Below are 13,427 nucleotides of genomic sequence, written 5' to 3'. Positions count from 1 at the left end.
GACTACGGTTACGCCGTGACCTCACCCTCTCACCGCTCGATGCGCCCGTCCCGAACCCCGAGGTGGCGACCCGCGAAGACCGCCGTCCCGACCGCGTGGGCGGCCGTCGCAGGTGTCGCGGTGATCGCGACGGTGCTCGCGGGCTGCACACCTGGGGACCCGTCGGCCGAGCCGGAGGCGACGTCCGCCTCGCCGCAGTCGCCGGGTGACGGGGGCGAGGGCGCGCCGTCAGGGACGGGCGCTCCCGAGGGCTTCGAGTCGTACTACGAGCAGCAGATCGACTGGTCCGGCTGCGAGGGCGGCTTCGAGTGCGCGACGGTGGCCGTGCCGATCTCGTGGGACGAGCCGGAGTCCGGCAGCATGGATCTCGAGCTCAAGCAGCTCCCCGCGTCCGGAGACCGCGAGGGCTCCCTGCTGGTGAACCCCGGTGGTCCGGGAGCCTCCGGCATCGAGTTCGTCGAGGGGGCCGAGGGCCGGTTCGGCGAGCCCGTGCTCGACGCCTACGACGTCGTCGGCTTCGACCCCCGCGGCGTCGGTGCGTCTTCCCCGATCGTCTGCTTCGACGACGCCCGCAAGGACGAGTCGCTGTCGAAGGACTTCCCGGAGACGGAGGCGGGCCTCGAGGGCGCGCAGGCCGAGCTCCGGGCGTGGGGCGAGGCCTGTGCCGAGAACACCGGGCCGCAGCTCGCCACCGTCGACACGCAGAGCGCGGCCCGCGACATGGACATGCTGCGCTCGGCGCTCGGCGAGGACGAGCTCGACTACCTCGGGTTCTCGTACGGCACCAAGCTGGGCGCGACCTACGCGGGCCTCTTCCCCGAGCGCGTGGGCAGGCTCGTCCTCGACGGTGCGCTCGACCCGACGACGAGCTCGGCGGACGTCTCTGCGCAGCAGGCGGTCGGCTTCGAGAACGCCCTGCGCGCCTACGTCGAGGACTGCCAGAGCGGCGAGTGCCCGCTGACCGGCTCCGTCGACGACGGGATGCAGCAGATCAGGACCCTGCTCGACGAGGCGCTCGACCGGCCGTTCCCGACGGACTCCGACCGGGACCTCACGCAGACGCTGATGTTCTACGGCATCGCCCTGCCGCTCTACAGCCAGGGCAACTGGCCGCTGCTGACCCAGGCGCTCGACGAGATCACGACGACCGGCGAGGGCACGACGTTCCTGTACCTCGCCGACTTCTACAACGACCGCAACCCCGACGGCACCTTCGCGAACAACTCTGCGGAGGCGTTCCGGGCGATCAACTGCCTGGACGACAGCGGCAACCCGGACATGGCGTTCATGGACGCCCAGGCCGAGGAGATCGAGGCCGCGGCCCCGACGGTCGGCGAGTTCTTCACGTACGACGGCCTCACGTGCGCGGACTGGCCGGTCCCCGAGGTCGAGCAGGACTTCGACGCGAGCGCCGCCGGTGCCCCGCCGATCCTCGTGGTGGGCACGACGAACGACCCCGCGACCCCGTACGCCTGGGCGGAGAGCCTGGCCGGGACCCTCGACTCCGGGACCCTGCTGACCTACGAGGGCGAGGGCCACACCGCGTACGGGAGCTCGAACGACTGCGTCTCGGGCGCCGTCGACGCGTTCCTCGTCGACGGGACGGTCCCCGAGGTGGGCACGACCTGCTGACGCCGCGCGCGGGCCTCGCCCGGCGCGGGCCGCGCGCTCTCCGGGTCGCGTGGGGCGTGGGGATCCTCACGATGTCTCGCTTTGGAGTCTCGTGCCCTCGTTGGGTACAGTTGGCTCGCTCGCTGCGGCGGGGCCTTCGGTCCAGCAGCGCGCACGCCGCCTTAGCTCAGTCGGTAGAGCGATTCACTCGTAATGAATAGGTCATCAGTTCGATTCTGATAGGCGGCTCGTTCAGAAGCCCGGAACCGTGAGGTTCCGGGCTTCTCGCGTATCTCGCTCCGGTCCGACCAGGGGGCGGGGCGTCGTCGTCCTGACGCGCCGCCGCTGGTCCCTCGGTTCAGGCGGGGGCGGCGGCGTCCGTCGTCGTGTCGGAGCCGGGCGACGCCACGACCGGTCGGCGCGCGCCGCCGCCGCGGGCCAGGTGCCACGCGGCGGCCACGACGCCGAGCGCGATCATCGACACGGCGGCGAGCCAGCCGAACTCGCCGAGCAGCGCGCTGCTGCCGGCGAAGGCTGGGACGGTCCCCGTGTCCTCGGTCACGGCGAAGCTCGTCGCGACGAGAGCGTTCCAGGCGCCGTGGGCCACCACGCTCGGCCAGAGCGATCGCGAGCGGTCGGTGAGCACCCCGAGGAAGAGCGAGATGCCGGCGACCGCGACCGTGAAGGCGAGCAGGCCGTCGATCGAGCCGTACCACCCGAGCAGGATCGCCGGCAGGTGGTAGAGCCACCAGACGACCATGACGACGAGGGCGGTCAGGAGGAACCCCCAGCGCTCGCGCAGCGCGGGCCACAGGAACCCTCGCCACCCGATCTCCTCGCCGAGCGCCGAGGTGCAGGCGGACGCGATCGCCAGGGGTGCCGCGATGAGGGCGGTCGTGAGCACGCCGGCGTCTTCGGTGATCCACCCGACGCTGCTCGCGATCAGGAACGCGGCGAGCGCGACGACCGTCGGGAGCAGGCCCGCGAGGAGCCACCAGCCGGGGCGGCCCCACCGGATGTGTCCGCGTCCGAAGAGCAGCGCGCACAGGGCCCCGACGGCGGGGGCGGCCATGAGGACGAAGAACAGGGCGTTCGTCGGCAGCTCGCCCTCGGGGGCGAGAAGAGGACGAACCCGGCGGCGTAGACGGCGACGAGCCCGACCGCGTACCAGACGAACGCGCGCAGCGGGGTGGCGCGGTCGCGGCGGTTCTCGCGGTCGGCGTCGTGGGTGGGTCTGCTCTCCGTGCTCATTCGCTCACCCTAGGATCCGTGGTCGGCGTCCGAGCGGCGGCGCGACGCCCGAGGTCGTAGGCGACCGTCGTCGCCAGCGTGAGGACGACGAGGGGCAGCACGAACGCTGTCATCACCCAGGTGAACCCGGACAGGGCGTCGTGCCCGGCGGCGTCGAGCACCACGGTCGTCATGTAGGCGGCGTAGAGCCCGACGAAGAGCGCGCCCTCCCACCGCTGCACGGTGAACCCGGTGAACGCCACCGGCGCGAGCGCCACCGCGGCCGCGACCATCAGCGGGATGTCGAGGGCGAGGGCGGCGTCGGGGACCGGGATGCCGTCGGCGCTGAGGAGCGCGGGTACCGCGAGGACCAGCCCGATGTTCGCGATGCAGCTCCCGACGACGTTGCCCACCGCGAGGTCGCGCTGACCTCGGAGCACGGCGATCACCGACGTGGCGAGCTCCGGCAGCGAGGTCCCGATCGCGACCACGGTGAGACCGATGATCAGTCCGCTGACCCCGAGCGAGGTCGCGATGTTGCTGGCCCCGGTCACGAGGAGCTCGGCGCCGACGACGAGCAGCGCGATCCCGACGACGACCAGGAGCGCGTCGACCCACGGGGAGCGTGCTCGCGACGGTCCGGACGCCTCGGTCTCTCCGTCGCCCGCGGGGAGGCGACGCCCTCGGCCCCCGCCGCGGCGCCGTCGGCGGCCGAGCCGCTCCTCCTGCCCAGGACCAGGGTCACCGCGGAGTGCGCCACCATGAGCCCGAGGAGCAGCAGCGCGTCGAAGGTCGTGATGGCGCCATCGAGGCCGCACAGCAGCAGGGCGACGGACAGCAGGATCATCGCCGGGATGTCGATCCGCACGAGCTGGGCCCTGACGACCAGGGGCAGCACGAGGGCCGACACCCCCAGGACGAGCAGGATGTTCGCGATGTTGGAGCCGACCACGTTCCCGACGGCCAGGTCGGTCTCGCCGCTCAGGACGGCTCCCGTGCTGACGGCGAGCTCGGGCGCCGAGGTCCCGACGGACACGACGGTCAGCCCGATCACGAGCGGGCTCATGCCCCAGCGGGTCGCGAGGGCGGTCGCTCCGCGCACGAGGAGCTCGGCCCCGCCGACCAGGACGACCAGCCCGAGCAGGACGCGCCCGACATCGATCGCGGTCATGCTGCGTCGCCCTTCGCGGTCGTGTGTACGGCGCGCTCCCGGCCGTCCCCAAGATCGGGCAGGTCGGTCTCGGCGTCCGGCGCCCGCGCGTCGTCCCTCATGACCCCGAGGGTAGGGCGAGCGCTGCCAGCAGCGCGCGGTCACCGGCGTCGACGGCGTCGGCGAGCGCGACGTCGAGCGGGACGACGGTGTGCGGGGGCAGCCGGGTGTCGTCGCCGCGCAGCTCGCTCATCAGGCTCTCGGCGGCCTCGGTGCTCCACCCGTCGACGTCGAGCGTGCGTCCGTGGTGCTCGGCCGGTCCGCGCTCGCCCTTGCCGAGGTACGTCAGCGGGCGCTGCCAGCGGTGCGCGCCGAGGTGGACGACGGCGTCGTCGAGACGTGCGAGGTCGTAGTGCTCGGTCGCCCGCCCCTCGGTGGTGTCGAGGGCGTGCCCGACGCGGCCAGGGACGACGACGACGTGGACGGCCTCGCGGTGCGGAGGGTCGGCGCGCAGCGTGTAGGGGAGCGCCCCGCGAGAGGGCGAGCAGGCGAAGACGCGGCGGGTGCCGTGCAGGTCGGCGGGGAGGACGACGATCCCGTCGGCCTCGTGTCCGAACTTCTCCGCCAGCCGTCCGGGGCACGCGTTGGACCCGTAGGTGAGGAGGGACACGGGGGAGTCGGGGAGCTGCACCGCCTCCGGCGGCCACGCGAGGCGGACGACGTGACCGGAGCGGACCGTGTACGGGTAGGGCGGGACCCGGCCCGGGTACGGGCGACTCTCGAAGCTCGTCAGGCTCGGCGTCATGTCCTCACCCTGCCTCACGCTGCCACCCCGTGCTGGTCCGGTCGGTCCGGAGCCGCCGGTGCTCACCACCTCAGCCGCGGAGCCCGACGAGCCAGTCGCGGACGGCCGCCGCGACCTCGGCGTCCTTGCCCTTGACGTCGTGGGCGCCGGGCAAGGTCACGCGCGACACCGGTCCGGAGATCGCGGCGACGTGCTCGTCGAGCTCCTCCGGGCGGGCGAACGGATCGTTGCGGCCCGAGACGAACAGCACGGGGCAGGCGATGTCCCCGAAGTGCTCGACGCGCAGCCGGTCCGGCCGGCCCGGCGGGTGCAGGGGGTAGCTCAGCAGCACGAGCCCGGCGGCCGGGAGACCCTCGGCGACCGCCATCGAGCACATGCGCCCGCCGAACGAGCGCCCGCCCAGGACGAGCGCCGCGGGGTCGACGCCGTGCTCGGCGCAGAGGTCCGCGGCCTGGGCGCGCACGTGCTCGACCGCGGGCCCCGGGCGGTCGGGGGCCCGCTTGCCCGCCGTCCGGTTCGGGAACTGGACCCGCCGGACGGGGATCGGCGCGGGCCCCTCGGCGACCGCGCGCTCCACTGCGACGAGCGCGGGGTGGTCGAGCCCGCCGCCCGCGCCGGGCGTCAGGAGCAGCGCGCCGGGGGTCGCTCGCGCGGGCTCGCGGCCCGTCGGGTCCGCCGCGCGGTCAGGGGTGGTGTCGGACGGCGTCACTCGCCCAGCATCGCAGGTCGCCGTTTGCCACGGGGCCTCGCGAGGACAAGGGTGGTCCCATGAGCGGACCCCTGAACGGACCAGTCGGGCGCGGCCTCGCCGCCGGCGCAGCAGGCACCACCGTCCTGAACCTCGTGAGCTACCTCGACATGGTCGTGCGGGGGCGCGCCGCGTCGCAGGCCCCGGCGCAGACCGTCGCGGCGGCGGCCGACCGGGTGGACGCCGTCCTCGCCGAGCACGGCTCCTTCACCGTCGGCGGCCTCATCGGCTCCGGCGCCGAGGGCGCGAACCGTCGCGAGGCCCTCGGCGCGATCGCCGGCATCAAGGCGGGCGTCGGCATCGGCGTCCTCGCCTCCTGCGCCCGGTCCGCCGGGTTCCGGACGGGCCCCGTCGCAGGTGCCGCGCTGATCGGCGCCGGCGCCATGGCCACGACGGACACCGCGATCGAGGCCCTCGGGGTCAGCGACCCGCGGACCTGGACGCGCCAGGACTGGGTGTCGGACGCCGTCCCGCACCTGGCCTACGGGCTCACCACCCACCTCGTGCTGGACGCGCTGGAGGACGACGCCGACCGGGCCGAACGGCCGTCGGCCGGGCTCGTCGCTCGCTCGGGTCTGCTCGGTCTCGCCGCGGGCGCCCGGTCGTCGCTCGCGTTCGCCGGTCCGATCCTGTCGTCCCGGTCGACGGGGCCGGGGTCCGTCGTCCGGAAGGTCGGTGCCCTCGCGGGCGTCGCCCTCGAGCTCGTCGGCGACAAGCACCCGGCCACGCCCAGCCGGCTGGACCCGCCCGGCCCGCAGGTGCGCGTCGGTTGCGGTGCCCTCGGCGCGTTCGCCCTCTCCCGTCGGGTCGGTGCGCGACCCCTGGTGCCGATGGTCGTCGGCGGTCTCGCCGCCGCGCTCGGCACGACGGCCGGCGCCGCGTGGCGCGCCCGGAACGTCGGGCGGGTCCCGGACTGGCAGGCCGCGCTCGTCGAGGACGCCGTCGCGCTCGGGCTGACCGTGCTCGCGTGCGCGCCCGGTCGCGGGCCCGACGAGAGCGCCGAGACCGAGGTGACGGTCGTCGTCCGGCACGAGGACGAGCCCTACCTGATCGGGAGCGACGTCGACCTCACCGGCGACGAGATCGCGGTCGTGGCCGACGCCGGCGCCGACGACTCGGGAGCCGAGCTGGTGGAGAGCATCGACGTGAGCGACGCCGCCGACGTCATGGACGTCGTCGACGCCGTCTTCGCCCGCGAGCCCGCGGACGCGCGCCGTGGCAGGGTCGGCTCGGCGCCCGCCGACGACCTGGTGCTGGAGCGCCCGCTCGACCTCGACCCGCCCGCAGACCGGCGCTGAGCGGGGTGGCCGGCCGGCCGGGCGACGTGCTGCGCCGCGAGGACTGGGGCGGACGCGACGTCGTCGGCGAGGTCTTCGAGGGCGTCGAGCTCGTCGACTGCGACCTGAGCGAGATCACGACCTCGGGGGCGCGGTTCGACGGCTGCACGTTCCGCGGGGTGCGGTTCAACGCCTCGCGCCACACAGGCACGGCGTTCGTGAACTGCAGATTCAGCGCGTGCGTGCTGTTCGACGCCGCGTTCGACGGCTGCAAGCTCACCGGCTCCGTCTTCGACGCCTGCCGCCTCGAGCTCCTGCGGGTGGAGGGCGGCGACTGGTCGTTCGTCTCGCTCGCAGGAGCGGACCTGCGCAAGACGGTCGTCGTCGGGGCGCGGTTCCGCGAGGCCGACCTCTCCAAGACGCGCTGCGGCGGAGCGACCCTGCGCGACCTGGACCTCTCCGGGGCGGCGTGGGCGCGAGCGGATCTCACCGGCGCCGACCTGCGGGGCAGCGACCTGTCGTCGCTCGACCCGACGTCGGCGGTGCTGGAGGGCGCGCTGATCTCGATCGACCAGGCCGTCGTGCTGGCCGAGGCGCTCGGTGCCGAGGTCCGGGTCGACTGACCGGGGCACGCGGCCGGTCAGTCCTTGGGGATGCTGGTCACCGTCGTCAGCAGGAACACGGAGTCCTCGAGGGCCTCGACCGAGTGCCGCTCGTGCGTGATCTCCACGATCTCGTCGGCTCCGACCTCGGTGTCGCCCGACGCGGCCGTGACCCGGACGAGCCCCTCGACGACGTAGAGGCTCGCGGCGGGCGGTGCGTTGTGCTCGCCGAGCACGGTCCCGGCCGCGAGGGCGATGACCGACTGCCGCAGCGGCCCGTCGTGGACGACGATCGTCGAGCTGCGCCCGTGCGCGTCGGTCCGTGCCCTGCCGAGGTGGTCCGCCGCCGTGCTGTCGAGCCGTGCCATGGTGCCTCCGGTCTGTGCCGCCGACGTGCGTCGCGCCCATCGTGCCACCGGCTGCCGGGCACGGCAGGTCGGCACGGCAGGTCGGCAGGTCAGAACGGCAGGTCAGCTCGGCGGCGTCAGCTCGTGCAGCCGGGCGTACGCGCCGCCGGCGGCGACCAGCCCGTCGTGCGTCCCGACCTCGACGACGCGGCCGTGGTCCATCACGACGATCCGGTCGGCGCCGCGGATCGTGCTGAGCCGGTGGGCGACGACGAACGTCGTGCGTCCCCGCATGAGCCGGCCGAGGGCCTCCTGGACCAGTCGCTCCGACGTGGTGTCCAGGGCGGAGGTCGCCTCGTCGAGCACGAGCACCCGGGGGTCGCGCACCAGGGCGCGGGCGATCGCGAGGCGCTGCCGCTGCCCGCCGGACAGCCGGCCGCCCTTCTGCCCGATCACGGCGTCGAGCCCGCCCATCTCCCGCACGAACTCCCAGGCGTTCGCGTCCTCCAGAGCCGAGCGCACCGCGTCGTCCGACAGGTCCGCGTTGCCGTAGGTGACGTTGTCGCGGACGGAGCCCTCGAAGAGGATCGACTCCTGCGGGACGACGGCGAGGAACCTGCGGTAGGTGCGCAGGTCGATCTGCGTGATGTCGTGGTCGTCGAGGAGGATCCGCCCGCGCGTCGGGGCGAGGAACCCGATGACCATGTTGAGGACGGTCGACTTGCCCGAGCCGGAGGCGCCGACCAGGGCGACCGTCTCGCCCGGGCGCGCCGACAGGTCGAGGTCCTCTACCGCGTTCACCGGGGCCTCGCCCGGGCCCGCGGAGTCGTCGTAGGCGAACGAGACGTCCTCGAAGCGGACCTCGCCGCGCAGGTCGTCGACCCGGTCCTTGCCGGCGTTACGCTCGAGGTCCGGCTCGCCGAGCACCTCGCCCATCGACCGCACCGACTCGAGGGCCTTGGTGATGATCGGTGCCAGTCCCATGAGGGCGGTGACCGACCCGGTGAGGGTGACGAAGTAGGTGGACAGCATGACGACGTCCCCGGCGGTCACGTCGAAGGTCCCCGTCCAGGCGACCCACGCCGCGCCGATCAGGCAGGCGACCGAGAGCGCCTGGAAGAGGATCCAGGCCAGGGCCCCGAAGCGCCCGTTGACCACGTCGAGGCGGATCCCGGCGTCCCGCACCCGGGTCAGCGTCACGCCCATGCGCTCGAGCTCGTTCTCCTCGAGGGCGTGGGCCCGCGTCACCGGGATGAGATGCGTCATCTCGGTCACCCGGGCCGACATGTTCTCGACCTCGCCGCGGAACGCCGCGTTGCGGCGCGCCATGCGCTTGCGCATGCTCATGACCAGCCACGCGGACGCCGGCACGGTGAGCGCGAAGATCGGCAGGAACTCGGGCACCTTGACCGCGGTCAGCGCGATCGCGCCGGCCAGGGTCGTCACCGCGGCCATGCCCGCGTCGAACGTCGTGCGGGAGCCTTCGACCACGTTCTCGACGTCCCGCACGATCTTCGCCTGCAGGACGCCGGCGCTCACCCTGCGGTGGTAGCCGATCGAGAGCTCCTGGAGGCGGCGCGAGAGCGCCATGCGCAGGCCCGTCTCGACCGTGCGGATCGCCAGCGACAGGCGGCGGATGTAGAACACGTGCAGCGGGTAGTTCTGGATCACGACCGCCGCCATGATCGCCGCGGTCATCCAGAGCTCGTGCAGCGGGCGGTGCTGGACGACGATGTCGATGACGGTCGCCGTCATCGCCGGGATCACCCAGATGGGGGAGTGCTTGATCGCGAACGCGACCGCGGCGATCGCCAGCCGGCCCCGCTGGGGTCGGTAGAGCTCGACGACCGTCCGGACCGGGTGCGCGCCGTCATAGGTGTCCTCGAGCGTTGTCACGGGTCCATCCTGGCGCGCCGCGAACGCGTTGTCGAAACGATTCGGTGGTGCGATCCGGCAGCGGCCTCCGCGGCCGGCCTGCTCGGCCGGTCCAGCGGCCTGGGCCGGTCAGAACCGGGGGCCGTCCTCGTCGTGCAGCAGGTTGCGGATCGGACGCATGACGACCTGGACCTGCTCGACCAGGTCCGTCGGCCCGGTGACGATCAGCGCCCGGCCGGCGACCTCGACGTACTGGGCCGTGATGCCGCGCGCCGACGCCCTCGCCGCCGGACCCACGCCGGCCTCGCTGCGCGTGGGCGAGGTCTCGATCGTGGCCCGCGCGGCGTCGTCGAACACCGCGCGCATCGCCGAGCGGTAGTCCTGGTAGGCGTCCACGAAGTCGTCGGTCACGGCCGGACCGTCGTCGTGGCCGTCGTGGACGGTCGGCACCCCGGGGCGGATGTCGGTGTGCAGCGGCGCGGCGATCGCCGACGAGAGCGCGGCCCGCAGCACGTCGTCCCGCTCCTCGGTCGGGGCGGGTGCGCGCAGCGTCTCGACGCCGAACGGCTCACCGCCGAAGGTCAGGTAGCCCCGGGTGAACCGTTCGCTCGTCGGGTCGTCGTGGACCTCCTCGGAGAACGTCTCCTCGGTGAGGTCCATGCCCCAGCCCAACGGGTCCGTCACCTCGCCGACCAGGCCGCTGAACGCGGCGAAGCGTTCGACGAGCCCCTCCCACTCGGGGGAGCCTCTCGGCGAGGGACGTCGTCCGACGGTGTGACGCGCGCGTCGGGCGCGTCCTGCGGGTCCGGTTCGATGTCCACGATGCTTCCCCGTTCTGCCTCGGGCCGACGTGCTTCGCGCTCCGCTCCCAGGTTGCCCCGCGGCGTCCGGCGGACGCCGAGGCGCGCCGACGACCGACCGCTCCCTTCGAGAATCCCGCGAACCGGACCGCCGTGCAGCCCGGAACGGTCACGGATCGGCCACAGGTATGCCGCTGGCGAACAAGGGCATACCGAGGCTGTCGGGGCCGTTGGGCCGCTATACAGTCGTTGCGGTCAGGCCTGAGCACCACCGGTGCGGGCGTACGCCGCTCGTGAGGAGCAGCCATGTTCGAGAGATTCACCGACCGTGCCCGTCGGGTCGTCGTCCTCGCCCAGGAAGAGGCGCGGATGCTCAACCACAACTACATCGGGACCGAGCACATCCTGCTCGGCCTCATCCACGAGGGTGAAGGGGTCGCGGCGAAGGCGCTCGAGTCCCTGAACATCTCGCTGGACGGCGTGCGCTCGCAGGTCACCGAGATCATCGGTGAGGGCCAGCAGGCACCGAGCGGGCACATCCCGTTCACGCCGCGCGCCAAGAAGGTGCTGGAGCTCTCGCTGCGCGAGGCCCTGCAGCTCGGCCACAACTACATCGGGACCGAGCACATCCTGCTCGGCCTGATCCGCGAGGGCGAGGGTGTCGCCGCGCAGGTCCTGACGAAGATGGGCGCCGACCTCAACAAGGTCCGCCAGCAGGTCATCCAGCTCCTGTCCGGCTACCAGGGCAAGGAGCCCGTCGCCGCGGGCGGGCCCGCCGAGGGTCAGCCCTCCGGCTCCGCCGTGCTCGACCAGTTCGGCCGCAACCTCACGCAGGCGGCCCGCGAGGGCAAGCTCGACCCCGTGATCGGGCGCCCGCTCGAGATCGAGCGCGTCATGCAGGTCCTGTCGCGCCGCACCAAGAACAACCCTGTCCTCATCGGCGAGCCCGGCGTCGGCAAGACCGCCGTCGTCGAGGGCCTCGCGCAGGACATCGTGCGCGGCGACGTCCCCGAGACGCTCAAGGACAAGCAGCTCTACACGCTCGACCTCGGCGCCCTCGTCGCCGGCTCGCGCTACCGCGGTGACTTCGAGGAGCGCCTGAAGAAGGTCCTCAAGGAGATCCGCACCCGCGGCGACATCATCCTGTTCATCGACGAGATCCACACCCTCGTCGGGGCCGGTGCCGCGGAGGGCGCGATCGACGCGGCCTCGATCCTCAAGCCGATGCTCGCGCGCGGTGAGCTCCAGACCATCGGGGCCACGACGCTCGATGAGTACCGCAAGCACATCGAGAAGGACGCGGCGCTCGAGCGCCGCTTCCAGCCGATCCACGTGAACGAGCCGTCGCTGCAGCACGCCATCGAGATCCTCAAGGGCCTGCGCGACCGCTACGAGGCGCACCACCGCGTCTCGATCACCGACTCGGCGCTCGTCGCCGCGGCGACGCTCGCCGACCGGTACATCAACGACCGGTTCCTCCCGGACAAGGCGATCGACCTGATCGACGAGGCCGGAGCCCGCCTGCGCATCCGCCGCATGACCGCGCCGCCGGAGCTCAAGGAGCTCGACGAGAAGATCGCCGACGCGCGCCGCGACAAGGAGTCCGCGATCGACGAGCAGGACTTCGAGCGTGCCGCGGGTCTGCGCGACAACGAGAAGAACCTGACGGCCGAGCGCGCCGAGAAGGAGAAGGCCTGGAAGGCCGGCGACCTCGACACGGTCTCCGAGGTCGACGAGGACCTGATCGCCGAGGTCCTCGCCATGTCGACGGGCATCCCGGTCGTCAAGCTCACCGAGCAGGAGTCCACGCGGCTGCTGCACATGGAGGACGAGCTGCACAAGCGGGTCGTCGGCCAGAACACCGCGATCAAGGCGCTCTCGCAGGCGATCCGTCGCACGCGCGCCGGGCTCAAGGACCCGAAGCGTCCCGGTGGCTCGTTCATCTTCGCCGGCCCCACGGGTGTCGGTAAGACCGAGCTCGCCAAGGCGCTCGCGGAGTTCCTGTTCGACGACGAGGACGCGCTGATTCAGCTCGACATGTCCGAGTTCTCGGAGAAGCACACGGTCTCGCGGCTCTTCGGTTCGCCTCCCGGGTACGTCGGTTACGACGAGGGCGGTCAGCTCACCGAGAAGGTGCGGCGTCGTCCGTTCTCCGTCGTCCTGTTCGACGAGGTCGAGAAGGCGCACGCGGACATCTTCAACTCGCTGCTGCAGATCCTCGAGGACGGTCGCCTGACCGACTCGCAGGGCCGCGTCGTCGACTTCAAGAACACCGTGATCATCATGACCACGAACCTCGGCACGCGGGACATCGCGAAGGGCGTCCAGACCGGCTTCAACGCCGGCGGCGACCTCGTGACGTCCTACGACCGCATGAAGGCCAAGGTCAACGACGAGCTCAAGCAGCACTTCCGGCCCGAGTTCCTCAACCGTGTCGACGACACGATCGTGTTCCCGCAGCTCACGCAGCCGGAGATCGTGCAGATCGTGGACCTCATGGTCGCGAAGCTCGACGCACGGCTGCGCGACAAGGACATGGGCATCGAGCTCACGGAGCCGGCCAAGCTGCTGCTCGCCGAGAAGGGCTACGACCCGGTGCTCGGTGCCCGGCCGCTGCGCCGCGCGCTGCAGCGGGACATCGAGGACGTCCTGTCCGAGAAGATCCTGTTCGGCGAGCTCAGCTCCGGCGAGGTCATCATCGTCGACGCCGAGGGCGAGGGTCTGCTCGGGGAGTTCACGTTCCGCGGGGTCCCGCGCACCGACAAGGACCGCGGGCCGGTGAGCGTCGGCGCGGCCGCGACGCTGGACGCCCCGACCGGCATCCAGGTCCGCGACCTGCCGCCGACGGGCGGCATGCAGGCCGGCGCCTGACGCCGTCCGGCGCGTAGCGCCCTGAACGACGACGATGGCCCCGACCCACCGCGAGGTGGGTCGGGGCCTCGTCGTACCCGCCGGCCTCCGCCCGCCCTCCCAGAGCGCGCG

12 protein-coding genes and 1 tRNA gene are annotated in these 13,427 nt (G+C 72.7%); 5 read left to right on the top strand and 8 right to left on the bottom strand.

Annotated features, from left to right (window positions below):
• Positions 1 to 15: 15 nt before the first annotated feature.
• Positions 16 to 1,632: an alpha/beta hydrolase gene (locus tag QUE47_RS03555; protein ID WP_350227668.1), complete on the top strand. Its 1,617-nt coding sequence runs from the start codon at positions 16 to 18 to the stop codon at positions 1,630 to 1,632.
• A gap of 155 nt (positions 1,633 to 1,787) precedes the next feature.
• Positions 1,788 to 1,860: transfer RNA gene (locus QUE47_RS03550), tRNA-Thr, on the top strand.
• Between the two features lie 109 nt (positions 1,861 to 1,969).
• Here the strand turns inward: QUE47_RS03550 and QUE47_RS03545 are convergent.
• The 5 genes from QUE47_RS03545 to QUE47_RS03525 form a co-directional block, all read right to left on the bottom strand.
• Positions 1,970 to 2,683 carry a CPBP family intramembrane glutamic endopeptidase gene (locus tag QUE47_RS03545; protein ID WP_286218590.1) on the bottom strand — a complete coding sequence of 238 codons (714 nt, stop codon included), beginning with the start codon at positions 2,681 to 2,683 and terminating at the stop codon, positions 1,970 to 1,972.
• A 175-nt stretch (positions 2,684 to 2,858) separates the two neighbouring features.
• Positions 2,859 to 3,395, bottom strand: a complete 537-nt coding sequence (locus tag QUE47_RS03540; RefSeq protein WP_286218589.1) for a sodium:calcium antiporter — start codon at positions 3,393 to 3,395, stop codon at positions 2,859 to 2,861.
• Positions 3,392 to 4,012 (bottom strand): sodium:calcium antiporter, encoded by a 621-nt coding sequence (locus QUE47_RS03535; RefSeq protein WP_286218588.1) that lies wholly within the window; start codon positions 4,010 to 4,012, stop codon positions 3,392 to 3,394. Before QUE47_RS03535 ends, QUE47_RS03540 begins: the two co-directional genes overlap by 4 nt.
• A gap of 97 nt (positions 4,013 to 4,109) precedes the next feature.
• On the bottom strand, positions 4,110 to 4,796 hold the full coding sequence (locus QUE47_RS03530) for a hypothetical protein (RefSeq protein WP_286218587.1): 687 nt from the start codon (positions 4,794 to 4,796) through the stop codon (positions 4,110 to 4,112).
• Positions 4,797 to 4,866: 70 nt separating this feature from the next.
• Positions 4,867 to 5,505, bottom strand: a complete 639-nt coding sequence (locus QUE47_RS03525) for an alpha/beta hydrolase family protein (protein WP_350227667.1) — start codon at positions 5,503 to 5,505, stop codon at positions 4,867 to 4,869.
• Between the two features lie 59 nt (positions 5,506 to 5,564).
• On the opposite strand from QUE47_RS03525, the gene QUE47_RS03520 reads away from it, so the two are divergent.
• Both QUE47_RS03520 and QUE47_RS03515 read left to right on the top strand, forming a co-directional pair.
• On the top strand, positions 5,565 to 6,842 hold the full coding sequence (locus QUE47_RS03520; protein ID WP_286218586.1) for a hypothetical protein: 1,278 nt from the start codon (positions 5,565 to 5,567) through the stop codon (positions 6,840 to 6,842).
• Positions 6,843 to 6,847: 5 nt separating this feature from the next.
• Positions 6,848 to 7,444, top strand: coding sequence for a pentapeptide repeat-containing protein (locus QUE47_RS03515; RefSeq protein WP_286218585.1), 597 nt, complete (start codon positions 6,848 to 6,850; stop codon positions 7,442 to 7,444).
• Positions 7,445 to 7,461: 17 nt separating this feature from the next.
• On the opposite strand, the gene QUE47_RS03510 is transcribed toward QUE47_RS03515, so the two are convergent.
• The 3 genes from QUE47_RS03510 to QUE47_RS03500 form a co-directional block, all read right to left on the bottom strand.
• Positions 7,462 to 7,791: a cupin domain-containing protein gene (locus QUE47_RS03510; RefSeq protein WP_286218584.1), complete on the bottom strand. Its 330-nt coding sequence runs from the start codon at positions 7,789 to 7,791 to the stop codon at positions 7,462 to 7,464.
• Between the two features lie 102 nt (positions 7,792 to 7,893).
• Positions 7,894 to 9,666 (bottom strand): ABC transporter ATP-binding protein, encoded by a 1,773-nt coding sequence (locus QUE47_RS03505; RefSeq protein ID WP_286218583.1) that lies wholly within the window; start codon positions 9,664 to 9,666, stop codon positions 7,894 to 7,896.
• Between the two features lie 108 nt (positions 9,667 to 9,774).
• Entirely contained in the window at positions 9,775 to 10,329 is a 555-nt protein-coding gene (locus QUE47_RS03500; protein WP_286218582.1) for a hypothetical protein, read from the bottom strand.
• Positions 10,330 to 10,751: 422 nt separating this feature from the next.
• Here QUE47_RS03500 and QUE47_RS03495 point away from each other — a divergent pair, with 422 nt between their 5' ends.
• Entirely contained in the window at positions 10,752 to 13,316 is a 2,565-nt protein-coding gene (locus QUE47_RS03495) for an ATP-dependent Clp protease ATP-binding subunit (RefSeq protein WP_286218581.1), read from the top strand.
• The last annotated feature ends 111 nt before the right edge of the window (positions 13,317 to 13,427 follow it).

Source organism: Paraoerskovia sediminicola (assembly GCF_030296575.1).
Lineage (GTDB): Bacteria > Actinomycetota > Actinomycetes > Actinomycetales > Cellulomonadaceae > Paraoerskovia > Paraoerskovia sediminicola.
The sequence above is the reverse complement of the archived record's forward strand: the minus strand, read 5'-3'. Positions and strand labels throughout refer to the sequence as shown.